The following is a 23341-nucleotide window of genomic DNA, read 5'->3' on the forward strand; positions in this document are numbered from 1 at the left end:
GATGGGGGAAGCATGTCCGTTTCGTCAAGGATAAGAACCATGGGCGCGCCGCATTGGCTGGCGCTGTTTGGGTTGATCCTTGTGGGATGGGTGCTTCTGTACTCAATGGCGCTGCCACCGGAAGCGTTAGAGCTGTCGCGCATATATGGCGCGGACCTCTGGCGCTCGCTCTGCGTGGTCGAGCCTGACAAGGCCGGGTTCTTGGGTCTGTTTGCCATGTGGGCGGTGATGTCCGCCGCAATGATGGCCCCGACCGCGCTGCCGACCTTCGCCACCTATGACGACATGATCGCTTCGGGCGCGGGGACACGCCAAGGTTTTGCGGAACTGATCGCGGGCTATCTGGCGATTTGGCTGGGTTTCGCTGCTATTGCTGCCGCCGGGCAGCTTGTGCTCTTTCGCGCTGGGCTTCTGTCACCGCTGGGCCAAAGCGTCTCGCCGTGGCTGACAGGAGGGCTACTGATCGGGGCAGGGGCGTATCAATTCTCGTCGCTGAAGGACAGCTGCCTCAGCCAATGTCGCCAGCCGATGACCTTCTTCATGCAATATTGGCGCGAGACGCGATGGAACGCGGTCGCGCTGGGCCTGCGGTTGGGTGCAATCTGCCTTGGCTGCTGCTGGGCACTGATGCTTTTGGGCTTCGTGGGCGGGGTAATGAACCTCGCCTTCATGGGGCTCGCCACACTCATCATGATTTTTGAAAAACTGCCCGATCTGGGCCGCTATCTGACCCGCCCCTTGGGCTGGGCGCTGATTGCGGGCGGGATCGTGGCGCTTGTCCAGGGAGGATAACATGGACGGATCGCAAATAGGCACGGTCGAATGGACCATCAAAGGGGAGTTGATCCTCAACTGTAACTGCACGGTGTTCTGCCCCTGCGTGGTTAGTCTTGGGGATCACCCACCGACCGAAGGCTATTGCATGGGCTGGGCGGGCATCCGCATCGACAGCGGCCAGTATGGCGACGTGGACCTGGCGGGCCTGAACGTAGGCCTTCTGCTGGAAATTCCGGGCCGTATGGCGCGGGGTAACTGGAAAGCGGCGGCCTATATCGACGAGCGTGCCTCGGACGAGGCATTCGAGGCGCTCTGCCACATCTTCACCGGTGCGGCCAAAGGAACCACAGGTCTGTTCAAAATGCTGGTTAGCGAATTCCTTGGCGCTGAGCGCGCGCCGGTGTCGTTTGAAACCGAAGGCAATACCCGTCGTCTGATCGTCGGTAAGGCCATTCGCGGCTCGATCACGCCTGTGCCCGGCAAGGGTGGGGCAGATCAGGTGATCACAAACACCAATTACTGGATGGGACCGGACATCACCGTCGCCAAGGCAGACGAGGCTCGCGTGCGCGCCTTCGGTCGTGTTTGGGACTTCGACGGCAAATCCGCCGAAATCTGCCAGATCGATTGGAAAGGCCCCGGTCGCTAAGGCGGCCGGAGGACCCCACGGGAGCGCGACCCATGGCTATGATCTCACCATCCCGCCGTTTGCGGCGTACCCCTTTCTCTGACGGCGTCGAAGCCGCTGGAGTCAAGGGCTACACGGTCTATAACCACATGCTGCTGCCGACCGTCTTTCGGTCGGTGGAAGAAGATTATGCTCATCTGAAGCGGGCCGTGCAGGTCTGGGATGTGTCTTGCGAACGACAAGTCGAGGTGCGCGGCCCGGATGCCGCCAGATTGATCCAGATGCTCACCCCGCGTGATCTTTCAAAGATGCAGGATGGGCAGTGTTTCTATGTTCCCATGGTCGATGAGACCGGTGGGATGTTGAACGACCCGGTAGCTGTAAAACTGAACGATGACCGGTTCTGGATCTCGATCGCAGACAGTGATCTGATCATGTGGGTGAAGGGGCTGGCCTATGGGTTCCGGCTGGACGTTCTGGTGGATGAACCGGACGTCTCGCCTTTGGCTATTCAGGGGCCGTTGTCGGATGAGCTGGCGGCGGCAGTCTTTGGCGACGCAGTGCGTGACATCCGGTTCTTCCGGTATAAGCGGCTGGAGTTTCAGGGGCGTGATCTTGTGGTCGCGCGCTCGGGCTACTCCAAACAGGGTGGGTTCGAGATCTATGTCGAAGGGTCCGACATCGCTATGCCCCTGTGGAACGCGCTGATGGAAGCGGGCAAGCGCATGGATGTCTATGCGGGGTGCCCCAATGGGATTGAACGCGTCGAAGGCGGGCTTTTGTCTTACGGCAACGATATGACCCGCGAAAACACTCCGCATGAAGCCGGGTTGGGGCGGTTCTGTTCGACCGAAAGCGCGCTGGGCTGTGTGGGGCGTGATGCGCTGTTGCGCGTGGCCAAGGAAGGCCCCGTTCAGCAGGTCCGCGCGATCGAGATACTGGGCGGCGTGCCACCCTGCGACCGGGCTTGGCCGCTAATGGACGGGGATCGACAGGTGGGGCAGGTGACCTCGGCCGCGAACTCGCCCGATTTCAACACCGGTGTCGCCATCGGCATGGTGCGGATGACCCATTGGGACACCGGAACCGAGCTTGATGTGATGACGCCCGACGGACCGCGTGCGGCGACCGTCTATGACACTTTTTGGATTTAAGGAGACGACGATGTTCAAGGCACTTGTGATGGAACAAAACGACGAGGGGCTGGCCTCGGCGTCGATCAAGGAAATCGGTGAAGACGCGCTGCCCGAGGGCAATGTGACCGTGGCCGTTGAGTATTCGACCGTGAACTACAAGGACGGGCTGTGTATGTCCGCGAAGGGCGGGGGGCTTGTGCGCAACTATCCCCACGTGCCCGGGATCGACTATGCGGGTATCGTGGAAGCGTCGGATGACGATCGCTACAAGCCCGGCGACAAGGTCGTTCTGACCGGCTGGCGCGTGGGCGAAGTGTCGTGGGGCGGGTATGCGCAGAAGGCGCGCATTTCAGCGGATAAGCTGGTGCCGCTGCCCGAGGGTCTGACCACCCGTCAGGCGATGGCCGTTGGCACCGCGGGCTTTACCTCGATGCTGGCAGTTATGGCGTTGGAGGACCACGGGCTGAAACCGGGGCAGGGGCCTGTGCTGGTTACGGGCGCTGCAGGCGGCGTAGGCTCGGTTGCGACCGCCATTCTGGCCAATCTGGGGTATGAGGTTGCAGGTGTGACCGGTCGCCCGGATCAGGCGGATTACCTGAAGGCGCTGGGTGCCACCACCATCGTCCCGCGTGAAGAGCTGAACGAGACCACCAAACGCCCGCTTGAAGCCGAGACTTGGGCAGGGTGCGTGGATGCAGTTGGTGGCGACATGCTGGCGCGTGTGCTGGGTCAGATGAAATACGGTGCCTCCGTATCTGCGGTGGGTCTTGCAGGTGGCGCTGGGCTGCCGGCTACCGTCATCCCGTTCCTGCTGCGTGGTGTGAACCTGTTGGGGATCGACAGCGTCATGCAGCCCTACGACAACCGCGTGCGGGCTTGGCAGCGGATCGCCAAAGATCTGCCAATGGACAAGCTGGAAGCCATGATCAACCCTGCGACACTGGAAGACCTTCCCAAACTGGGCGCTGACATCTTAAATGGTCAGGTCAAAGGTCGTGTCGTGGTGGATGTGAATGCCTAAGAACGATGAGGGGCGCGTTACAGCGTCCCTCGCCAATAAAACTCTGGAAGAGATTGACGGGCAGCGCTGGCCGACGCCGTGCTGCGCGTCTTATATCGAGGCGACGACCACGTCGCTGCGCAAGAAACCCCTTGGACAATTTACCACTGAAGATCTGCGCATCATGATTGCGCAGGATATCGGCGCTGAGGTGCTGAAGCCCTTTGCGCTGGCGGTCTTGCGCGAAGATCCTATGGCCGAGGGCGACTATTATCCGGGTGATCTACTGGAAGCTGCTCTGAAACGCTGGCCTGAGGATACGATTCTTCAGGATCTTGCAACGCAGCATGGCTAATAGCGCCATGCCGCGTGGGTTCAACTCTTCGGTTATCCCTTCTTGACTTGAACCTTCTGGGTTTTTTGCTGCTCTTCAGCCGGCTTCGGGATCTTGACCGTCAGCACCCCATTGGCAACGTCGGCCTCGACGCTGTCAGGTTCGATGGTGAAGGGCAGGCGCGTAACGCGCTGAAACGCGCCAGAGCTGCGTTCGATGCGGTGAAAGGTACGCCCGTCATCTTCACCCTTTTCGTCCTTCTCGGACTTCTTTTCGCCTCTGATCGTGATCTTGTCGCCGGTTATCTCGACATTCACATCTTCCATCTCGATGCCTGGTAGTTCGGCAGTGATGCTAATCTCTTTTTCGGTTTCGCTGACATTGGTTCGGACAGAGAACATGCCTGCCTTGGTCGGAAAACCCTGATCGAAATCTTCAAACAGAGTGTCTACCTGCTTGCGGAGAGCGTGAAATGGGCTGTCTTCGTTTTCGCCCCAGTCCCCCCACATTTTTGGAAGCCATTCACGTTGTGCCATTTTTTCCTCCTTTGTGAATAAGATCAAAACAATAGTATATATGCATATTTTGTTGGAGTTTCGCCTTGATACACGTCAAACCTGCTGCACGACGAGAAACGGCGCCGGATTTCCCGGCGCCGCTTTTGATTTCAGATTTTGGGCAAGGCGTTACTCAGCCGGCTCCGCCTGCGCGTCCGCGTGTTTGTCACGCAGCCCGTCGCGATAAAGCGCCTTGGTCAGCGACACCATCATCAGGCCCATGACCGCAGTAAACGGAAGCGCACCGATGATCATCGCGTTCTTCAGCGCATCCATCGGGTTGTTTTCCCCAGCCGCCAGAAGCAGCGTCCCGATCACGGCGGTCAGAACAACACCCCAGACGATGCGGTGCTTGATGCCGGTCTCTTGCTCGCCACCCGACATGATGGTGTTCATCACAAGGATGCCACTGTCTGCCGAGGTGACAAGGAAGGTCAGGATCAGGACCACGCACATCACGGTGATGATCGACAGGAACGGACCCGAGATCATTTCGCCCAGAGTGACGAAAAGCTTCGAGGTGTTCGAGGCGCCGATGATGGCACCTTCTGCAGCACCGCTCAGTTCCAGATCAATCGCGGTGCCGCCAAGGATGGTCATCCATGCAAAGCAGACCAGAGCCGGGGCGAAAACGCAGCCGATGATGAACTCGCGGACCGAACGGCCCTTCGAGATGCGGGCCAGGAACAGGCCTACGAAGGGCGAGAACGCGATCCACCATGCCCAGTAGAAGGTGGTCCAGCCAGCTTGCCAGCCGAACTGACGGGCGGGCTCACCTGCGGCGTAGACTTCACGCAGCACGTTCTCGGGCAGGGCGGCTGCGTCGCCTTCCAGACCCGATACGAAGCCACCATAGCTGCCCCATGCGTTGGTTGCGCCACCCTTCAGGGTGTCGGCCAGCGGGGCTGCGGCTTCGGGCAGGTTGGCAGCAAAGTCGCCAGCAGGCTGTGGGCCGTAGGCGCCGAAGGACAGCTGGACAATGTGCAGAAGGTAATCGACCAATGCCGCGCCATAGGTGGACATCGCAAAGAAGAACGAACCGAAGACGATGAAGGTCAAAAGCAGGATCAGCGACAGAACCAGGTTCAGGTTCGATAGGTATTTCACCCCGCGACCAACACCCGAAACAGCCGAGATAATCGACAGACCCATGATGCAGACCAGACCAGTCACCAGACCAACTTTGGCCGGGGCAGGAGCATCGCCTGACATATCCATCATCCACTCCATACCGGTGATGGCATAAAGCCCGTCAATGAACTGGCTTACGCCAAAGCCGATGGTGACCGACACACCCAGAATGGTGGCGACAACGCCCAGAACGTCGACGATGTGACCAAAGAAGCCGTTCACATATTTGCCGAACAGCGGAGTCAGCGCCGAACGGATGGTCAACGGCATGTCACGTGTATAGGCGTAGTAAGCCAGCGACAGACCGGTCATTACATAGATGGCCCAAGCGTGGAACCCGTAGTGCAGGAAGGTATAACGATATCCCGACTGTAGGCTCTCTGCTGTGTTGGGCGCGACATCTCCGGTCAGGATGACGGGGTTAGATCCCCACAGGCCCAAAGGCTCGGCGGTTGCGAAGACCATCAGGCCGACGCCCAAACCGGCACCAAACATCATTGAGAACCACGAGAAGTTCGAGAACTCGGGCTTTTCACCCGGAAGGCCCATCACGCGTTTGCCGGTGGAGGGAAGAATGGCCACGATGGCCAGGAAGAATAGGAACATGCCTACGATGATGATGTAAAAGCTGTTGAACCCTTCAAGAAGGCGCCAGTTCAGGCTGCCGAGGGTGGAATTCGCGTTTGCTGGGAAAACCAGTGCCCAGATCACCAGTGCGACCATGATCCCTTTCGAGATCAGCGCAATCGGAAGGCTGTTGCCCTCGTAAAAACCTGACGGAGCCTTCGGAATGTGAAGCTCCGTGAAGGGTGGTTTGATACTCATGTTCCCTGTCCTTGGTTGTTTAACCTAGCCAGATCGGTTGAACCGACAGGCATCTTGTGAGCCTGACGGACGGGAATTGAGCGACGTTCGTCAAAATGGACAGGATCGCAGTCATTTGCGACAATTTGTCGCTTTCTGACCGCTTCCGAAGGGCATTTTTCAGTGTGCGATTGTATGCCGTTTCCGGTGGCCTTGACGCTTGAAATGGAGCGGTTTAGCCATGTGATGTCCTCGTTTTTGCGTGGGCTGTCCGCGGTTCTGAAATGGCTTCGGGCTGGCTGGAAGACCTGCCGGATCCGGGGTGGCTCTGATCTGACGGGCACCCCCCAAACATGACTGAAGGAGCCGACAATGGCCGAGCTGGACATCAACTGGGTGCGTGCGCAATTTCCCGCTTTCTCTGAACCGACTTTACAGGGGCAAGCGTTCTTCGAAAATGCGGGTGGGTCTTATACTTGCAAGCCGGTGATTGATCGCCTGACGCGCTATTACACGCAGCGTAAGGTTCAGCCCTACGCACCCTACGAGGCATCCCGATTGGCAGGGGAGGAGATGGACGAGGCGCGCGCGCGTCTGGCGGCCATGCTGGGGGTTGAGACGGATGAGCTGAGCTTTGGCCCCTCGACCACGCAAAACACCTATGTTCTGGCACAAGCGTTTCGGCAGTACCTTGCGCCGGGCGACGCGATTGTGGTCACCAATCAGGATCACGAGGCGAATACCGGTCCGTGGCGGCGTCTGGCGGATGAAGGGTTTGAGGTCCGCGAATGGCAGATCGACCCGGATGCCGGCCATCTGGAACCGGCCGCGCTTGACGACTTGCTGGGCGACGGAAAGGTAAAGCTGGTCTGCTTCCCGCATTGCTCGAACGTTGTGGGCGAGATCAATGACGTGAAAGCCATCTGCGCCAAGGCCCGCGCGGCAGGTGCCTATAGCTGTGTGGATGGTGTCAGCTATGCGCCGCATGGTTTTGTGAACGTGGATGATCTGGGCGCGGATATCTATCTGTTCTCGGCCTATAAAACCTATGGCCCACATCAGGGCATCATGGTGATCCGCCGCGCGCTGGGCGAGGCACTGCCCAATCAGGCGCATTATTTCAACGCGGACAGTCTGTACAAACGCTTCACCCCTGCAGGCCCGGACCACGCGCAGGTGGCGGCCTCAGCCGGGATGGCGGACTATATGGAAGCCCTGGCCACGCATCATGGTGCAAGTGGTGATCCTGTGGACTTGGCGGCTGCGGCCCACACCCTGATGCGCGATCACGAGGTGAAGCTGCTGCAACCGCTTTTAGATTACGCCACGGCCAAGAACTCGGTCCGTTTGCTGGGGCCGTCAGTGGCAGCCAACCGGGCACCGACCGTGTCACTGGTTTCGGCCAAACCGGGTGAGGATCTGGCAACCGCGCTGGCCCCGAAAGGGATCATGGCAGGAGGAGGCGACTTCTATGCCGTGCGCGCACTTCAGGCGCAGGGGATAGACCCCGCGCATGGCGTTTTGCGTGTCAGCTTCACCCACTATACGACCGCGGAAGAAGTCACGAAACTGATCGACGCTCTGGATCAGGTGCTATGATACATTAACGGACTTCCCCGGTCGCCATCGGCCGGGGCGCCACGCCGGAATACTGCGTTTGCAAAGCCGTTTTCCGCAGCTGCACAGCAGCTACCTTGCCAGCTCACCCATGCGCGACATAGCCTTTTACCAGATATTTCTATGGTTCTGGGGTGAGATATGATCCTGACAGACACTGAAAACCAAAGCGATCTGCCGCGGTACTTCGCGCAAGTATTTGCGATCGCCAAACGCATGAACAAAGGGCGGCTGGACTTTGTGATGCCAGATGGACGTCGGTTTCGGGCAGAAGGTGCGAAGCCCGGCTATGTGGCAGCGCTTCACGTCCACGACCCGGATGTTTTCGCACGCCTGATCCGCGAAGGAGATCTGGGTTTCTGTGATGCCTATATCGAAGGCGGATGGTCGACCCCCGATCTGCAATCCTTTCTGGATCTGGTGCAGGATGACAATGAAATGGTCTATGACGGGTTTCCCGGCCAGATTTTTCTGCGCGCCTATGAACGTCTGCGTCATGTGATGCGGGCCAATACCAAGAAACAGGCAAAGAAAAACATCTCGGCCCATTATGATCTGGGCAACGATTTCTATCGGGCATGGCTGGATGACACGATGACCTATTCCTCGGCGCTATTTCGCACTGGACAGGAAAGTCTGGAGCGGGCTCAAGAAGCGAAGTATGCCTCGATGATTGACGAAATGGGCGTCGGACCGGGGGATCACGTACTTGAAATCGGCTGCGGATGGGGCGGCTTTGCCGAGCACGCCGCGCGCAAGGGAATCCGCGTGACGGGCCTGACCATCAGCCAGGAACAGCATGATTTCGCTGTGGAGAGGCTGCGTCGCGCCGGGCTTGACGATTTGGTCGACATCAAGTTGCAGGATTACCGCGATGAAACCGGCCAGTACGACGGCATCGCCTCGATCGAAATGTTCGAAGCCGTGGGTGAGAAGTATTGGCCGGTCTATTTCGGCACTGTGAAAGCATGCCTGAAGCCCGGCGCGAAGGCGACATTGCAGATCATCACCATCGCCGAATGCCGGTTTGCGGCGTATCGCAAGGGCGTGGACTTCATACAGAAGTACATTTTTCCAGGCGGCATGCTCCCATCAAAAACCGTGCTTCAGGACGAGGTGACGCGGGCGGGCTTGGACACACAGAACCAGATCGCCTTTGGCGAAAGCTATTCCGTCACGTTGCGCAGGTGGTTTGATCGCTTCAATGAGAGTTGGGGAAAGATTTCGACCATGGGATTTGACGACAGGTTTCGGCGGATGTGGAACTTCTATCTGACGTCTTGCGCTGCGGCATTTCATTCTGGAAGCTGTGATGTCGTTCAGTTGACGGTGGCGCGACGATCAGGATAATCCTGTGCAAAGCCCGTGCTTTACGCCATAAAATGGCCACAAGGCGATCTTAACGATTGGGTAACCGTAACCACCGACGAAAAGGGCTCAGAGCTTATGCCAACAGCCGCAAAACTCATTTCTGCGATCATCTTGGCTGCGATCGGTTGGATGTGTGCTGAAATGGCGAAACCTTTGTTCCCCGAAGGTCAGGACCTGTCCTATCTGTCGCCGACATGTGCCGCAGCGGGACTGATTGTCGGGTGGTTCTATCTGGGGCCGCGCGCGGATAAGGGGCTTGGAACAATCGGGGCCAATGCCGGCACGACGTTGTTCGTGCAGGTTTTTGTCACGCTATTCACCTTTTCCTTTTCCGAGATGATCAGCAACTCGCTGCGCAAGCGGTATGATGGACCGATTGAGGCGTTGCAGGACATTTTCGTCATCGGGTTTGAAATGGTGATGGAGTTTACCACCGCCGAGATTACGGCCACCGCAATTCTTGGAGCCTTCGTTGCGTCAACTTGTGCCTTTTATGCTGCCCGTAAATGGGGATAGTGCGTCTTTATGTGACGCACCACATGCAGACGTGAAAGGGATCCTGTGACCTCGTTGTTCTTTTACGGCACATTGTGCCATCGCCCTCTTCTGGATTTGGTTCTAGGGGGGCAAAGTACCAGCCGGATCAGTCCTGCGCACCTCACAGGGCATATTGCATATTGGGTGCAAAATCAGCCATTTCCGATGATTTCCTCAAGTGACACATCAGCCCCGCTGAGCGGTCTGTTGGTGCAAGATCTTTCAGACGAGGATGTGACGCGGCTGGATTTCTACGAGGGTGGATTTGACTATGCGCTAAGGGATGTCACCGTCCAGACGGAGCCCGACGGCACGTCGATCCAAACTCAGGTATATTTTCCCGCGCCCGGTCTGTGGACGCCCGGAGAAATCTGGAATCTAAGCGACTGGGAAGCACGGTTCGGTCCTATGACCGTCGAAGCAGCCAAAGAGGTCATGGAGGGGTATGGGCTGGTCACGCCGGACGAAATCGCAAGACGGTTTCCCATGATCCGAACGCGCGCTGCCAGCCGCGTGCGCGCGCGGACGGATCCAGCCCCAACGACCTTGCGCGCCAGCTATGGCACACAGGACGTCTCGGTTCAAAGCCGGGGTCGCCCCTATGCTAATCACTTCACCATGGAAGAACAGGTGCTGTCTTTCCGCAAATACTCGGGCGAGATGAGCGAAGTGGTCGACCGCGCTGCGTTTGTAGGGGGGGATGCGGTGATTGTGCTGCCCTATGACCCGGTGCGCGATCATGTGCTGGTGATTGAACAATTCCGCATGGGGCCGCAGATCCGTGGCGATGTGCGCCCGTGGTTGCTTGAGCCCATCGCGGGTCGTATCGACGGGGGCGAGACGCCCGAGGATAGCGCGCGACGCGAAGCGATGGAGGAAGCACGTCTTGAGCTTGACCGCCTGATCCCATTGACTCCGCATTACCCCAGCCCCGGCGCCAGCACCGAGTTTTTCTACCCCTTCATTGCCCTGTGTGATCTTCCCGATGACGCAGGCGGTATTGGCGGTGTCGAAAGCGAGGCCGAGGATATCCGCAGCCACGTCATTCCCTTTGACCGCCTCATGGAACTCATCACCTCTGGCGAGGCAAATTGCGGCCCCTTGATCCTTGCGGCCTTCTGGCTGGCGGCCAATCGGCAGGACTTGCGCACGCATTCGTGATGCTCGGCTCTTGAACCGCCTATAGACTGGTCCTACAGATGGTAGAAACGACGCGCGATAAGGGGCTGAAAAATGGACATCAAACGCGATCTCGAAGCAACCGTGGGCAACACGCCCCTGATCCGGTTGAATGCAGCGTCCGAAGCAACGGGCTGTGAAATTTTGGGTAAAGCCGAATTCATGAACCCGGGCCAGTCCGTAAAGGACCGCGCTGCGCTGTTCATCATCCGTGATGCGGTCGCCCGTGGCGCGCTGAAACCGGGCGGAACCATTGTCGAAGGCACTGCGGGCAACACCGGGATCGGGCTTGCGCTGGTTGGCGCGTCGATGGGTTTCAAAACGGTGATCGTGATCCCGGAAACCCAGTCCGAAGAAAAGAAGGACATGATCCGCTTGGCTGGGGCCGAATTGGTTCAGGTACCTGCGGTTCCCTACAAGAACCCCAACAACTATGTGCATTATTCGCGCCGTTTGGCGGAAAAGCTGAATGAAAGTGAACCGGCGGGCGCGATCTGGGCCAACCAGTTTGACAACGTAGCGAACCGTCAGGCGCATATCGAAGGCACCGGACCCGAGATCTGGGCGCAGACTGATGGCAAGGTAGACGGCTTCACCTGTGCCGTTGGGTCGGGCGGAACGCTGGCAGGCGTTGGAATGGCGCTTCAGCCCAAAGGCGTCAAAGTCGCGTTGAGCGATCCGATGGGATCAGGACTGTTTTCGCTTTATGAAACTGGCACCGCTGCGGCCGAAGGTGGCTCGATCACCGAAGGGATCGGGCAGGGGCGGATTACAGCGAACCTTGAAGGGTTCACGCCCGACATGCGGTTCCAGATCCCCGATGACGAAGCACTGCCGGTGATCTATGACTTGCTGCAAGACGAAGGGCTTTGCCTTGGTGGGTCATCTGGGATCAACGTGGCAGGTGCCATGCGTATGGCCCGCGAGATGGGCCCGGGACATACGATCGTGACGGTCCTGTGCGACTATGGAACGCGCTATCAGTCGAAACTGTTCAACCCGGACTTCTTGCGCGAGAAAGGCCTTCCGATCCCCGCATGGCTGGATCGTGAACCTGCCTTCATGCCCGAGGTATTCGAGGATATCTGATGACCTCTGATCTGCGCTGCTCGTCGCAATTTGCCCGCTTCCTTTGGCTTCTGCGGGTGTGGATGTGCGCTGCGCTGTTGCTGTTACCTGCCGCGGTCAGCGCACAAGAGGCAGACGTTACCGAGGATGCGCCCAGTTATGTTCTGACCGATACTGGCACGCCGGACTATTTGGCGTGGTCGCGCGTTGCTGAACGCGGTGAACGTGTGCTCGAAATCGGGCGCGCTTCTGATCAGGCGCTCAGCGAGCTGCGCAGTGAAATTGACCAATGGCGCGGGCTGTTCAAGACCGCGCAGGACGAGAACTCGATCCGCATCGACACGCTGAAGACGCAGTTGGCAACACTGGGGCCCGAACCAGAAGATCCTGGAAGCGAATTGGCTGTGCTGACACAGCGCCGCAAAGAGCTGACTGAAGAGCTGAACAAGGCTCAGGCGCCCGTCAAAGAGGCTGAAGAGGCCTTCGCGCGCGCTGATTTCCTGATTAAAGAGATCGACAGCGTGTTGCGTTCGCGCCAAACCGATCAACTGTTAGAGCTCGGTCCTACGCCTCTTAACCCTGCGATTTGGCCGTCGGCGCTGGCGTCGCTGAAGCAAACCTTCTCCACGGCGCTTGCCGAAATGCGCAATGCTTGGGGCAGCGAAGCTCAAAGGCGCGATTTGCAGGCTGACCTGCCGTTGACGCTGATCCTGCTGGCCATCGGGCTGGTGTTGCTGACCCGCTCGCGTAGCTGGTTGATCCGCTTAGGGGGGCGCCTGCGCCAGATACGTAAGGGTCCTTCGCGCGGAGTGGTCGGTTTTGTCATTTCGCTGGGGCAGGTGATTGCGCCTATGTTCGGGCTGTTTGCGTTTTTGATCGCGTTGAACCTTGCGGGTGTCCTTGGGTTGCGCGGGCAGGTGATCGCGGATGCCTTGCCTTCGGCGGGTCTGCAATTCTTCGTGGCACTTTGGATCGGTACGCGCATCTTCGGGGCGGAGTCCTCACATGCCTCGCTTTACCTGCCGACCCCGGCGTTACGAGCCGAGGCGCGGATCAATGTTACGCTTCTGGGCCTGATGGTCGGGATGCTGACCGTCCTGCGCGATATGGGGGCTGCCGAGAGTTATTCGATCGGGACCAACGCAGTTCTGGCTTTTCCTGTACTGGTTGGTGCTGGCATCTTGCTGGTGCGGTTGGGGCGCTTGCTGCGCCGCCATCTTGGGACGCAGGCCTCGGGCAGCCAAAGCGCGCTTCGAACCAGAACCATCTCGGTCGTTGGTCGTGTCTGCGAATTTGTCGGTTTCGCCGCGCCCGTTGCCGCAGCAGTTGGCTATACGACTTTGGCGGAGTCCCTGCTGGTTCCGACCATTATGACGCTGGCTGTTCTTGCGGTTCTCGAGATTTTGAATGCCGTCGTAAAGGCCGTCTATGCCACGGTTCTACGCGCCGATAACGAGACGACAGATCAGGCGCTGTTGCCGGTGATCATCAGCTTCTGTCTGGTGCTTGCTGCAGTGCCCTTGCTGGCGCTGATTTGGGGCGCGCGCTCGACCGATCTGATCGAGCTTTGGGGGCAATTCCTGAATGGCTTCCAGATGGGTGACGCACGGATTACGCCTCGGGCGTTTCTAGTCTTCGCAGCCATCTTTGTCGTGGGGTACGGTGCCACACGCGCGCTTCAATCAGCGCTACGCAGCACCATCCTGCCCAAGACCAAGATGGACAAAGGCGGGCAGAACGCGATCGCGGTTGGCACCGGCTATGTAGGGATCTTCCTGGCTGCCGTCATCGCAATTACCGGGGCCGGGATTGACCTGAGTTCGATCGCGATCATTGCGGGTGCCCTATCCGTCGGGATTGGCTTTGGCCTGCAAACCATCGTGTCGAACTTCGTGTCGGGAATCATCCTCTTGATCGAGCGCCCCATCTCGGAAGGGGACTGGATCGAGGTGAACGGTCAGATGGGCTATGTGCGCGATATCTCGGTGCGCGCTACGCGGATCGAGACCTTTGATCGTTCAGATGTGATCCTTCCCAACAGTGATCTGGTATCGGGCGTGGTCACAAACTATACGCGCGGCAATTCGATTGGGCGGGTGATTATTCCCGTGGGCGTGGCCTATGGCACAGATACGCTGCGGGTCGAGGCCATTCTGCGCGAGATCGCCGAGGCGCATCCGATGGTCACCGTCAATCCAGCCCCGTCTATTGTATTTCAGGGCTTCGGCGCAGACAGCCTTGATTTCGAGATCCGTGCCATTCTGTCTGACGTAAATTTCATGCTCTCGGTCAAAAGCGAGATCAACCACGAGATCGCCCGCCGCTTCGTTGAGGAAGGGATCGAGATCCCGTTCGCGCAGCGCGACATCTGGCTGCGCAATCCCGAGGCACTGACCGGGGCAGCAACGGCGCCCCATGCAGTGGCATCTGTTGGACAGACACAGAATTTGAGCCGAGACGCCATGACGGCTGAAGACGTGACCGGTGAAGGAGAGGGTGATGAGTGAGCCGCTGTATCAGGATGATGCCTATCTGAGCAAGGTCACTGGCCGCGTTGTATCCCACACGGATCAGGGCGGTGTGGTGCTTGACCAAAGCTTGTTCTATCCGACCGGCGGGGGCCAGCCGGGGGACCGGGGGCATCTGACATGGGATGGTGGCCAGATGGCTATTGCAACCACCGTGAAAGGCGAGGACGGAGCGATCGTTCTTGTGCCAGCTGAAGGGCAGGGTTTGCCGCCAGTTGAAGCAGAGGTCGTTCAGACGTTGGATTGGGACCTGCGTATGCTTCACATGCGGATGCACACGGCGCTTCACCTTTTGTCGGTCGTGATCCCACTGCCTGTCACAGGCGGGCAGATCGGGGCCGAGAAGTCTCGGTTGGATTTCGCCATGGAACACCCTTTGGAGGACAAGCAGGCAGTTGAGGACGCGCTGAACGACCTGATCGCACGTGATCTTGAAGTGACAACGCGCTGGATTTCCGATGCCGAGCTAGAGGCCAATCCCGGTTTGGTCAAAACCATGTCGGTGCAGCCTCCGAAAGGGGCAGGGCAGGTGCGGCTGGTGCGTATCGGGACCGAAGGCGAGCAAGTGGATCTACAACCCTGTGGCGGCACGCATGTGTCGCGCACAGCCGAAATCGGCCGCGTGCGGCTGGGTAAAGTGGAGAAGAAGGGGCGCATGAACCGCCGCGTCGCCTTGCATCTCAAAGCCTAGTTCTGCCGCGCAAGGCAGGCCCTGATGGGCCAGCCTCACTTGGCGGTGGCCGCAGCAAGCTGCGGCAGATTTCAGGCCTCCGGCGGGGATATTTTTGGTAAGAAAATGTGTGGATCGGATTAGCGTCTGGCCGTGCGCACATAATCGCGGCACTTGCTCTGAAAAGTGATAATGACCGCTTGAACCCTTCAGCACTTCCGAATAACAACGTCGGCGGAGCGGTGGCCGAGTGGTCGAAGGCGCACGCCTGGAAAGTGTGTAGGCGGGAAACCGTCTCGAGGGTTCGAATCCCTTCCGCTCCGCCACCCACCCCTGTCTCAGGTTTTCCTGCGGAATTGGTTTTGATTACTGCCGTCAATTCAGGTGGGTGTGGGCTTGTGTTTTCCACTGGGACTCACCGTCAGTCGGAATTCCCCTGTTCATTCTTTGAAGTCTCAGAGCCCCATCTGCGGCGGTGGGGTTTGGAAGGCGGTTTCCCTGATAAGGGTGATTTACAGGGAATTTTGTCACTAATCGGTGATTTGGCGCTGATGAAGGCAATTCAACTGCAGTGATCGCATTGGGTTACGCACCAAGTTTCCTAAACGCCGGAACAGGGAATTAGAATTCAGTAACAGGGAATATGCAGGCGAGGAGCAGGGAATTCAGGCGCGGTTTCAGGGAGCGGGGCTTCAGGTGAATCCGAGCGAGCGTTCCTGGGCGGGCCAGTCCAAGGGAAGCGTGGTGCGCACGAGTGTTTCGAGGGTCAGTTCGATCGGTTGGTCTCCGCTCAGAATGGCGTGCTGGAGATTGGGGGACAGGAAGGCCAAAGGCAGGATCCGGGCGACATAGCTTTCGGACATGGAGGCCTTTGTGGCAACCGCGCGGATGGACGTGCCGGCCTTCATCTCGCCAACCCAAGCGTGGGCATTGCGTAGCGCCTGGAGGAGGATCTTGTCAGGTGCAGGTCACCGGCGATGATCTTAATCTCGGCGCCACGTCGCCGGATGGTGAAAGGAGCGGAGATGTCGAGAATCTTTGCGTATAGTTCTTCTGGTTTACGTACCAATGCTTCGGAAAGCTGAACTGCAGACAATTTGATGCGCAAAAGGTTGTTTCCAATTGTGCCGGACTTGATGAGCGGGGCGATATACTTGATCCCTTCGGCATCCAAATGCGTGATCAACTCTTTGACGGTATCCGCTGCAGCAAGTGATCCAGCTGCATCTGTCGCAGCTAAAACCTCATGCCGTTTCGCAGCCGTCCTCAGGCGAGCAGTGACTGCTGTCGCCACTGCCTGCTCCAGCGCTTTCGCAGGCAGGCGCCAGCCGGATGGTTCCGGTTTTCCAGCGACCAATCGATTGGAGACATAGTAGCGATGACGCGTGCTGCTCTTCTGGGTGTGGGCGGGCGTCAGCAGATCACCTGTCTCGTCTCGCAGCTTCCCAGGGGTCTCTGCTGAGCTATGTGCAGATCATCACGCCACACAATATCCCGGGGCTGACCGGCTGAAGGGAAGCGTGCTGCCTTCAGCCTTCAGTGGTCAGGTCAGATCAACCGGACCGCCTACAGCAAGCGATTGCGCTGCAGCGTCAGCCAAAAGCTGCGCCTGCAGGCCGTCAAACAGGTTCGGAGACGGCGTATTTCCCGTCGCGATCGCATCGATGAAATGACGCATCTCGGCCTGATAGGCCGCTTCATAGCGTTCCAAGAAGAAATGCTGTGCAGGGGCGCGTGTGAAGCCGGATGCGGTTGCCATTTCCACAGTGGTCTCGTGCACGTTGTCCGCGCGCAGCATGCCACCTGATCCGTGCACTTCGATCCGTTGATCATAGCCATAACTCGCGCGGCGCGAATTGGTGATCTGGCAGATCTTACCGCTGGCGGTCGACAGTGTGACTGCGGCGGTGTCAACGTCGCCAGCCTTGCCAATCTCGGGATCCACAAGCGATGAACCGACGGCATAGACGCGGATCAGTTCCTCGCCCAGCAAAAATCGTGCCATGTCTAGATCGTGGATCATCATATCCCGAAACAGCCCGCCAGAGCTTTCGATATAGCTGACGGGGGGTGGTGAAGGGTCGCGTGACTGGATGGTCACGATCTCGACCTCGCCAATCTGCCCTTGGCGCAAACGGCTTTGCAGATCCGCGAAATTCGGGTCGAAGCGCCGGTTGAAGGCGGTCAGGAAGGGCACGCCAGCGCTTTCCACGACCTTGATGCAGTCGCGGATGCGATCTGACGACAGGTCCACCGGCTTTTCACAGAAGATGGCCTTACCCGCGCGGGCGGCGGCATGGATCAGGTCGTAATGCGTGTCCGTCGGGGTGCCGATCACAACAGCGTCCACGTCAGCGCTTTCGATCAACGCCAGGGGCTCCAACACTTTGGCCCCGGTGCGGTCTGCCAAAGCTTGCGCCGGTTCGGCGAAAGCATCCGCGACGGCGGTCACAGTGGTATCTTCGATCTGGTTGACCGAGCGGGCATGGACTTGACCAATACGGCCACATCCCAGAAGTCCGATCCGTGTCATGTTACGCTCCTTTGAACGCTTGCAGGACCTGGCGGGTTGCGGCCATCACCGGGTCGTGGGTTTCTTTCAGAATTTGCACACGGTCGAAGCGCGCCGGGTCGGCATTGACGGCGTCGCGCAGGGCGTGTCCGAAGGCCATGCGCAGCTCGGTCCCGATGTTAAACTTGCAGATCTTTGACCCGCGGGCGAGGGCGGTGCGCTGGACGACGGGCACACCGGACCCACCATGAATCACCAGCGGCACGTCGGTCAGGGCCTCAATCGCGCGAATGCGGTCAATATCCAGACCGCCTTCCTTGTCCTGCTGCAAATGTACATTCCCAACCGAGATCGCCATCGCATCCACACCGCTGTCGCGGGCAAAGGCTGCTGCTTCCTCTGGGTCTGTGCCTGCGGACCCTTCGCCACCGGAATAGCCGACAAAGCCGATCTCGCCTTCGCAGGATACACCCGCTTTATGCGCCATCTCGGCAATCGCAGCGGTTTCGGCGATGTTCTGCTGAAGCGGTTTGCGCGATCCGTCGAACATCACCGAGGTAAACCCGCTGTCGATCGCTTCGCGGCATTCATCGAACGTATAGCCATGGTCAAGATGCGCGACGACCGGGACGGACGCGGCCTCTGCCAAGTGACGAAACATCTTGCCGAGCACGGGCAGGGGAGTGTGTTCACGGCAGGACGGGCCCGCCTGCAGGATGACCGAAACGCCTTCGGCTTCGGCCGCGGCGACATAGGCGCGCATCTCTTCCCAGCCCAGCGTGACCAGACCGGCCACGGCGTAGCCTTCCTTCAGTGCAGGCTGAAGGACATCTTTCAACGTCACAAGGCTCATTTGAACTTCGCCACCATATCCATAATGCCGGGAATGGTGTGAAGCTGTGCTTCATGCGTTGGCTGGAAATACTGTTTCAGCGACCTCTGGCTGAGGCCACCCAGAATGGTGAAGTAGTACATCTGGTAACCGGGTAGAACCGCGCAGGGGTGATAGCCCTTGTCCAACATGATCGTGGAGCCATCCATGATGTGATAGGCGTCACCCGGCTTGTTGTCCTCACGCTGCAGCATCTGCACGCCCGAGCCGTAGTTCGGCTTAAAGCGGAAGTTGTAGGTTTCGTCGTGGCGGGTTTCGATCATACCACCATTGGGGTCAGGGCGGTCGGTGTCGTGCTTGTGCGATGGGAAGCCGGACCAGCCGCCTTCGCCGACGGTGTAAAGCTCGCTGACCAGCAGACGGCCCACGCGGTCATGGTGGTTCGCGCCAAGGATATGCTTGATTTTGCGGTGGGTCTTGGTGTCGTCCGATCCATACTGCACCACGTCCAACTCGGCCTCGCGCACGTCGAACGGCTCCAGCACCTTGTCGTATTTCGCACCGGCGATGAAGGTTTCGGTCGCATCGGTTTTGCAGGTGATACGCACTTTGGCGCCGACCGGAACATAGACGCCCTCGGGCTCTCCGTCCCACACGTCTTCAGTACGGTTGCCAAGGTCCGGATAAATGGCCCCGTCGACATCCACATCGACCGTACCGGTCGCGGGAACTACGCAGGTCTCGTAACCGGGAACGGCGTATTCGAACACCTCGCCCTTCTTCAGCTTGACGATGTTGAAATAATTCAGCGGCACCAGTGTGTTACCCGCATCCACGATGGGTTTGTTCTGATTGTCATGAGGCGCAATATGCATTGGGCTCTCCTTTCATTCGGTTGGGCCGGAATGCGAGGCCAGAAAGGCCTCAAGCTCGGCGGTTGTAGGCATGGCATTGGCGCAGCCGGGTTTTGATACGACGATTGAGGCGCAAGCCGAACCGCGTAGAACGGCATCGCGCAGGGCGTGGCCCGTAGCGATCGAGGCCAGCAGGCCAGCCATGAAGCTGTCGCCTGCACCATTGGGCTTGATGGCGGCGACCGGATATATGCCTGTGCGGATTTCTTTGCCGTTAACCAAGGTAATGGCGCCTTCGTGGCCCATCTTGTAGACCACCATGCGTCCCTCAGCGGCGAGCGCGCGCGCCTTATCTAGCCCTTTGTCGATGCCGCCCGCCATGAACCCGAATTCTTCGTCATTACCGACGATCAGGTCACTTGCCTCGCCCGCGCGGGACAGGACGTCTGCTGCGACCTCGGGGGAGGACCAACTGTAGGGGCGATAATCGATGTCGAAGATCACAGGCATCCCAGCTTTGCGGGCATTGTCAAACGCCCGGAAGGTGGCAGAGCGTGAGGGTTCGGCGGCGAAGACGGTGCCCGCGGTGATCAGCGCTGTGAAGGCCGAATAGTCGACCGCATCCATATCCGCTTCGGTGACCTGAAAATCGGCGGCCCCATTGCGATAAATGACGTTTTGGAAATCTTCGGTACAGCTTTCATAAACCGCCAGAGATGTCCGGGCCTCGCCGCCGACCGACCGGACATAGCGTGTCTCGACGCCATAGTCTTTCAAGCGGTTCAGGCAGAACCGCCCCACCGCGTCATCCGAAACGGACGTCACCAAGGCCGCTTCCGCCCCAAGCTTTACCAGCCCCGCGCAGATATTGGCCGACGAGCCGCCCAGATCAGCGCGGAATGTGGTCGCATCTTCGCTTTTGGCACCAATCGGGTCGGCGAACATGTCCATGCCCGCGCGTCCAAAGACTGCAAAACGATTGCCTTTGATGCCGTCAATCAGTGTCACTTGCGACCCTCTGTGTTACCTGCCCGCGCTGCATCCAATACCTCGGGATAGGGGTAATTCAGGCCCAGAAGCTGGCGCATGTCCGGGCTGGCTTGGTCCAGAAATTCCTTGGGAAGGGCCGCAGGCATGTCTTCCATGGGTTTAACCCACTTGGGCAAATACTGGACAAGGACCGCGCTGCGGTCGTGATCCGCATTGTTCGGCATCGCGCAGTGCCATGTCACGCCGTAAAATAGCGCCACATCACCCGGTTCTCCGGTCATCTGTTTGCAGCGTTCGAAGAACTTGTCTTCGGGGCCGGGATAGCGCAGCTCCTTTTGCGATCCGGGCACATAGCCCGTGGCACCGCTTTCCACCGTGAACGGGTCCAGCAGGACCGAGACTTGGGCGTTCATCGGGAAAGACCCATTGAAACCGATCGGATGCGTTTCGGGCTTGTGGAAATCCCAATATGGATAGTCCACATGGGGCTCCTGTCCCGGTCCACCCGGTAAAATGCGGTTGGCTGCAATCGATCCCATGATGAACTCTGTACCCAGAAACGCGCGCAGAATTTCCATCAGCTTAGGATGGGCGGCCATGCGTGAGAAGACCTCGCCCTTGGCCAAGAGGTTCCAAACCCGGCGTTGCAGGTTCAGCTTCCCAGATTCCTCGGCAGCACCTTGAAAATGCGTAACCTTCTCAGCGGTTTGATCGGAATGCTGCATCACGATTGCACGCGCCTCGGCGATCTCTTCCGGCGTGAACAGGCCCGAGATGGCGACAGCCCCTCCGCCATGCAGAAGCTCTTCGATGATGTCTTCCGGATTGGCCGTTTCAGCGGTGAAGCGTTTCATCAGACACCCTTCCTTTGCTTGCTGCGCGAGGCTTCCCAGTCGATATGTGCAGCGCGCACGCTGTCATCTTCTGTGATGTGCGGCGTGCCGACCTCCCACCAGGCGTGGCCCTCGGTGGTCCAGCCGTCGTAGGGATCCACATCCATCACGATCACATAGGTCTTGTCGGACGCCTTGGCGCGTTTGAACGCCTCGCCCAGCTCGGCGGGATTCGAGACCTTTTCGGCCGTCGCACCCATGCTGGTCGCGTGCGCCACAAAGTCCACGCCGAAAGGCTGCGGGATGGTCGGGCAGTCTTCGAGCAGGTTGTTGAAGCTTTCGTTCCCAGTGTTGTTCTGCAGTTTGTTGATGACCGCGAAGCCACCATTGTCCAGCACCACGACAATCATCTTTTTGTCTGACAGGACGCTGGAATAGATGTCCGAGTTCAGCATCATGTAGGATCCGTCCCCACAGAAAGTGATCACGTCTTGATCTGGCTCCATCTGGGCCTGCGCGATGCGCGAGCCCCACGCACCGGCGATCTCGTAGCCCATGCAGGAGAAGCCAAACTCGACATCGACGGTTCCGATGTCCAATGTTCGCCAATTGGCGGTCACCTCGGCGGGCAAGCCGCCAGCTGCGGCAACAACGCGGTCGCGCTTGTCACACAGTGCGTTCACTACGCCGATGGCCTGTGCATACGAATTCGGGCGGTTGCCGTGGGACACGTTCTTTTCTACGTAGTCGTCCCAGATTTTCCGCTCGGCCTGAGCTAAGGCCACCCAGTCATCCGGGGCCTCGTAACCGCTTGCAGCACCTAGCGCCGCAAGGCTTAGTTTGGCGTCCCCCACGACTGGCAGAGACATGTGCTTGCCCGCGTCATGCCGGGCCGCATTGATCGAGACGAACTGCGCGTCTTTGTCAAAGGCGGTCCACGATCCGGTGGTGAAGTCTTGCAGGCGGGTGCCGACGGCGACGATGACATCTGCCTTCGCGGCAATCGCGTTGGCGCTGTTCGAACCGGTGACGCCGATCGGGCCGATGTTCAGCGGATGCTCGGCCAGCATGTTGGCGCGCCCGGCGATGGTCTCGACAACTGGAATGTGGTGGGTTTCGGCAAAGCTGGTCAGCTCTTCTACAGCGCGGGAATATTGCACCCCGCCGCCTGCGATGATCATGGGGCGCTCTGCGCTGGCCAAGGCAGCGACCGCATCGGCGATCTCGGCCTCATCCGGGGATTGGCGACGAATGCGATGCACTTTCTTGTCAAAGAACTTGATTGGATAGTCATAGGTCCAGCCCTGCACATCCTGCGGAAGGCCAAGGAAAGCCGGACCGCAGTCGGCGGGATCCAGCAATGTGGCAATTGCAGCGGGCAGGGACTGGATCACCTGCGCCGGATGGTTGATACGATCCCAATATCGGCTGACGGGTTTGAATGCGTCGTTCACACCGAATGTCGGATCGTAGAAGTTTTCCATCTGCTGCAGCACGGGGTCGGGCAGGCGGGTCAGGAACGTGTCGCCACACAAAAGCAGCATGGGCAGACGGTTGGCGTGGGCCAATCCTGCCGCCGTAAGAAGGTTCGCGGTGCCCGGACCTGCACTTGCCGTGCAGAACATGAACCGCCGGCGCAGCCATGTCTTGGCATAGCCTGCGGCCGCGAATCCCATGCTTTGTTCGTTCTGCCCACGATATAGGGGCAGCTCATCGCGCACGGTGTTTAGGGCCTCGCCCAGACAGGTCACATTGCCATGCCCGAAGATGCCGAAGCCGCCGCCACACAGGCGCATTTCCTCTCCGCCGATTTCGATGAACTGGTTGGAAAGCCAGCGAATGATCGCCTGAGCGGTTGTCAGGCGGATGGTGTCGTCTTGCGCGGACATGTCAGCGTGTCTCCCACGGGAAAAATCAGTGCGGTGCCGAATGCGGCTTGCGGGGTTTCGATTCTCAGGATACAGTTTTTGCAACCGGTTGCAA

General features: G+C 58.9%; 22 protein-coding genes and 1 tRNA gene. 13 read left to right on the plus strand and 10 right to left on the minus strand.

The features are described from left to right. Window positions 1–39 precede the first annotated feature (39 nt). From ACP15F_RS04910 to ACP15F_RS04930, 5 genes are read left to right on the plus strand one after another with little or no spacing between them, the layout of a single operon-like run. Window positions 40–792 (plus strand): DUF2182 domain-containing protein, encoded by a 753-nt coding sequence (locus tag ACP15F_RS04910; RefSeq protein ID WP_424939709.1) that lies wholly within the window; start codon window positions 40–42, stop codon window positions 790–792. A 1-nt stretch (window position 793) separates the two neighbouring features. Further along, window positions 794–1426 carry a DUF1326 domain-containing protein gene (locus tag ACP15F_RS04915; protein WP_424939710.1) on the plus strand — a complete coding sequence of 211 codons (633 nt, stop codon included), beginning with the start codon at window positions 794–796 and terminating at the stop codon, window positions 1424–1426. A gap of 32 nt (window positions 1427–1458) precedes the next feature. Further along, on the plus strand, window positions 1459–2559 hold the full coding sequence (locus ACP15F_RS04920; protein WP_424939711.1) for a dimethylsulfoniopropionate demethylase: 1101 nt from the start codon (window positions 1459–1461) through the stop codon (window positions 2557–2559). 10 nt (window positions 2560–2569) lie between these two features. Then, window positions 2570–3562, plus strand: a complete 993-nt coding sequence (gene acuI / locus ACP15F_RS04925) for an acryloyl-CoA reductase (RefSeq protein WP_424939712.1) — start codon at window positions 2570–2572, stop codon at window positions 3560–3562. Continuing rightward, complete coding sequence (locus tag ACP15F_RS04930; protein ID WP_424939713.1) at window positions 3555–3896, plus strand: contact-dependent growth inhibition system immunity protein; 342 nt, start codon at window positions 3555–3557, stop codon at window positions 3894–3896. The genes acuI and ACP15F_RS04930 overlap by 8 nt, the downstream gene beginning before the upstream one ends. Window positions 3897–3928: 32 nt before the next feature. On the opposite strand, the gene ACP15F_RS04935 is transcribed toward ACP15F_RS04930, so the two are convergent. Next, complete coding sequence (locus ACP15F_RS04935) at window positions 3929–4411, minus strand: Hsp20/alpha crystallin family protein (RefSeq protein WP_424939714.1); 483 nt, start codon at window positions 4409–4411, stop codon at window positions 3929–3931. 150 nt (window positions 4412–4561) lie between these two features. After that, window positions 4562–6388, minus strand: a complete 1827-nt coding sequence (locus tag ACP15F_RS04940) for a BCCT family transporter (protein WP_424939715.1) — start codon at window positions 6386–6388, stop codon at window positions 4562–4564. 351 nt (window positions 6389–6739) lie between these two features. On the opposite strand from ACP15F_RS04940, the gene ACP15F_RS04945 reads away from it, so the two are divergent. The 8 genes from ACP15F_RS04945 (at window position 6740) to ACP15F_RS04980 (ending at window position 15663) form a co-directional block, all read left to right on the plus strand. Next, window positions 6740–7966: an aminotransferase class V-fold PLP-dependent enzyme gene (locus ACP15F_RS04945; protein ID WP_424939716.1), complete on the plus strand. Its 1227-nt coding sequence runs from the start codon at window positions 6740–6742 to the stop codon at window positions 7964–7966. A gap of 159 nt (window positions 7967–8125) precedes the next feature. Beyond that, window positions 8126–9334 (plus strand): class I SAM-dependent methyltransferase, encoded by a 1209-nt coding sequence (locus ACP15F_RS04950; RefSeq protein ID WP_424939717.1) that lies wholly within the window; start codon window positions 8126–8128, stop codon window positions 9332–9334. A gap of 96 nt (window positions 9335–9430) precedes the next feature. Then, entirely contained in the window at window positions 9431–9871 is a 441-nt protein-coding gene (locus ACP15F_RS04955; RefSeq protein WP_424939718.1) for a TrgA family protein, read from the plus strand. 45 nt (window positions 9872–9916) lie between these two features. Continuing rightward, a complete protein-coding gene (locus ACP15F_RS04960; protein WP_424939719.1) occupies window positions 9917–11053 on the plus strand; it encodes a gamma-glutamylcyclotransferase in 1137 nt (378 codons plus the stop codon). A 72-nt stretch (window positions 11054–11125) separates the two neighbouring features. After that, window positions 11126–12160, plus strand: coding sequence for a cysteine synthase A (locus ACP15F_RS04965; protein ID WP_424939720.1), 1035 nt, complete (start codon window positions 11126–11128; stop codon window positions 12158–12160). Further along, complete coding sequence (locus ACP15F_RS04970) at window positions 12160–14646, plus strand: DUF3772 domain-containing protein (RefSeq protein WP_424939721.1); 2487 nt, start codon at window positions 12160–12162, stop codon at window positions 14644–14646. Before ACP15F_RS04965 ends, ACP15F_RS04970 begins: the two co-directional genes overlap by 1 nt. Beyond that, on the plus strand, window positions 14639–15358 hold the full coding sequence (locus ACP15F_RS04975; RefSeq protein WP_424939722.1) for an alanyl-tRNA editing protein: 720 nt from the start codon (window positions 14639–14641) through the stop codon (window positions 15356–15358). The genes ACP15F_RS04970 and ACP15F_RS04975 overlap by 8 nt, the downstream gene beginning before the upstream one ends. Window positions 15359–15573: 215 nt before the next feature. Beyond that, window positions 15574–15663, plus strand: a tRNA-Ser gene (locus ACP15F_RS04980). 366 nt (window positions 15664–16029) lie between these two features. On the opposite strand, the gene ACP15F_RS04985 is transcribed toward ACP15F_RS04980, so the two are convergent. The 8 genes from ACP15F_RS04985 to iolD form a co-directional block, all read right to left on the minus strand. Continuing rightward, complete coding sequence (locus tag ACP15F_RS04985; protein WP_424939723.1) at window positions 16030–16245, minus strand: hypothetical protein; 216 nt, start codon at window positions 16243–16245, stop codon at window positions 16030–16032. Further along, window positions 16242–16631, minus strand: a complete 390-nt coding sequence (locus ACP15F_RS04990; RefSeq protein ID WP_424939724.1) for a hypothetical protein — start codon at window positions 16629–16631, stop codon at window positions 16242–16244. Before ACP15F_RS04990 ends, ACP15F_RS04985 begins: the two co-directional genes overlap by 4 nt. 249 nt (window positions 16632–16880) lie before the next feature. After that, entirely contained in the window at window positions 16881–17870 is a 990-nt protein-coding gene (gene iolG / locus ACP15F_RS04995; protein WP_424939725.1) for an inositol 2-dehydrogenase, read from the minus strand. A 1-nt stretch (window position 17871) separates the two neighbouring features. Then, window positions 17872–18702, minus strand: a complete 831-nt coding sequence (locus tag ACP15F_RS05000) for a class II fructose-bisphosphate aldolase (RefSeq protein ID WP_424939726.1) — start codon at window positions 18700–18702, stop codon at window positions 17872–17874. Continuing rightward, the gene (locus tag ACP15F_RS05005) at window positions 18699–19556 is read right to left on the minus strand and encodes a 5-deoxy-glucuronate isomerase (RefSeq protein WP_424939727.1); all 858 of its coding nucleotides are present in this window, start codon (window positions 19554–19556) and stop codon (window positions 18699–18701) included. Before ACP15F_RS05005 ends, ACP15F_RS05000 begins: the two co-directional genes overlap by 4 nt. Before the next feature lie 12 nt (window positions 19557–19568). Beyond that, window positions 19569–20543 (minus strand): 5-dehydro-2-deoxygluconokinase, encoded by a 975-nt coding sequence (iolC, locus tag ACP15F_RS05010; protein WP_424939728.1) that lies wholly within the window; start codon window positions 20541–20543, stop codon window positions 19569–19571. After that, window positions 20540–21379: a phytanoyl-CoA dioxygenase family protein gene (locus tag ACP15F_RS05015; RefSeq protein WP_424939729.1), complete on the minus strand. Its 840-nt coding sequence runs from the start codon at window positions 21377–21379 to the stop codon at window positions 20540–20542. The genes iolC and ACP15F_RS05015 overlap by 4 nt, the downstream gene beginning before the upstream one ends. Beyond that, window positions 21379–23247 (minus strand): 3D-(3,5/4)-trihydroxycyclohexane-1,2-dione acylhydrolase (decyclizing), encoded by a 1869-nt coding sequence (gene iolD, locus ACP15F_RS05020; protein ID WP_424939730.1) that lies wholly within the window; start codon window positions 23245–23247, stop codon window positions 21379–21381. The genes ACP15F_RS05015 and iolD overlap by 1 nt, the downstream gene beginning before the upstream one ends. Between the last annotated feature and the right edge of the window lie 94 nt (window positions 23248–23341).

The organism is Aliiroseovarius sp. S253 (assembly GCF_049800855.1).
Lineage (GTDB): Bacteria > Pseudomonadota > Alphaproteobacteria > Rhodobacterales > Rhodobacteraceae > Aliiroseovarius.

Coding starts and splice junctions, on each gene's coding strand:
- ACP15F_RS04910 (WP_424939709.1), top strand. CDS start 40: ATGGGCGCGCCGCATTGGCTGGCGCTGTTTGGGTTGATCCTTGTGGGA.
- ACP15F_RS04915 (WP_424939710.1), top strand. CDS start 794: ATGGACGGATCGCAAATAGGCACGGTCGAATGGACCATCAAAGGGGAG.
- ACP15F_RS04920 (WP_424939711.1), top strand. CDS start 1,459: ATGGCTATGATCTCACCATCCCGCCGTTTGCGGCGTACCCCTTTCTCT.
- acuI (WP_424939712.1), top strand. CDS start 2,570: ATGTTCAAGGCACTTGTGATGGAACAAAACGACGAGGGGCTGGCCTCG.
- ACP15F_RS04930 (WP_424939713.1), top strand. CDS start 3,555: ATGCCTAAGAACGATGAGGGGCGCGTTACAGCGTCCCTCGCCAATAAA.
- ACP15F_RS04935 (WP_424939714.1), bottom strand. CDS start 4,411: ATGGCACAACGTGAATGGCTTCCAAAAATGTGGGGGGACTGGGGCGAA.
- ACP15F_RS04940 (WP_424939715.1), bottom strand. CDS start 6,388: ATGAGTATCAAACCACCCTTCACGGAGCTTCACATTCCGAAGGCTCCG.
- ACP15F_RS04945 (WP_424939716.1), top strand. CDS start 6,740: ATGGCCGAGCTGGACATCAACTGGGTGCGTGCGCAATTTCCCGCTTTC.
- ACP15F_RS04950 (WP_424939717.1), top strand. CDS start 8,126: ATGATCCTGACAGACACTGAAAACCAAAGCGATCTGCCGCGGTACTTC.
- ACP15F_RS04955 (WP_424939718.1), top strand. CDS start 9,431: ATGCCAACAGCCGCAAAACTCATTTCTGCGATCATCTTGGCTGCGATC.
- ACP15F_RS04965 (WP_424939720.1), top strand. CDS start 11,126: ATGGACATCAAACGCGATCTCGAAGCAACCGTGGGCAACACGCCCCTG.
- ACP15F_RS04970 (WP_424939721.1), top strand. CDS start 12,160: ATGACCTCTGATCTGCGCTGCTCGTCGCAATTTGCCCGCTTCCTTTGG.
- ACP15F_RS04975 (WP_424939722.1), top strand. CDS start 14,639: ATGAGTGAGCCGCTGTATCAGGATGATGCCTATCTGAGCAAGGTCACT.
- ACP15F_RS04985 (WP_424939723.1), bottom strand. CDS start 16,245: ATGAAGGCCGGCACGTCCATCCGCGCGGTTGCCACAAAGGCCTCCATG.
- iolG (WP_424939725.1), bottom strand. CDS start 17,870: ATGACACGGATCGGACTTCTGGGATGTGGCCGTATTGGTCAAGTCCAT.
- ACP15F_RS05000 (WP_424939726.1), bottom strand. CDS start 18,702: ATGAGCCTTGTGACGTTGAAAGATGTCCTTCAGCCTGCACTGAAGGAA.
- ACP15F_RS05005 (WP_424939727.1), bottom strand. CDS start 19,556: ATGCATATTGCGCCTCATGACAATCAGAACAAACCCATCGTGGATGCG.
- ACP15F_RS05015 (WP_424939729.1), bottom strand. CDS start 21,379: ATGAAACGCTTCACCGCTGAAACGGCCAATCCGGAAGACATCATCGAA.
- iolD (WP_424939730.1), bottom strand. CDS start 23,247: ATGTCCGCGCAAGACGACACCATCCGCCTGACAACCGCTCAGGCGATC.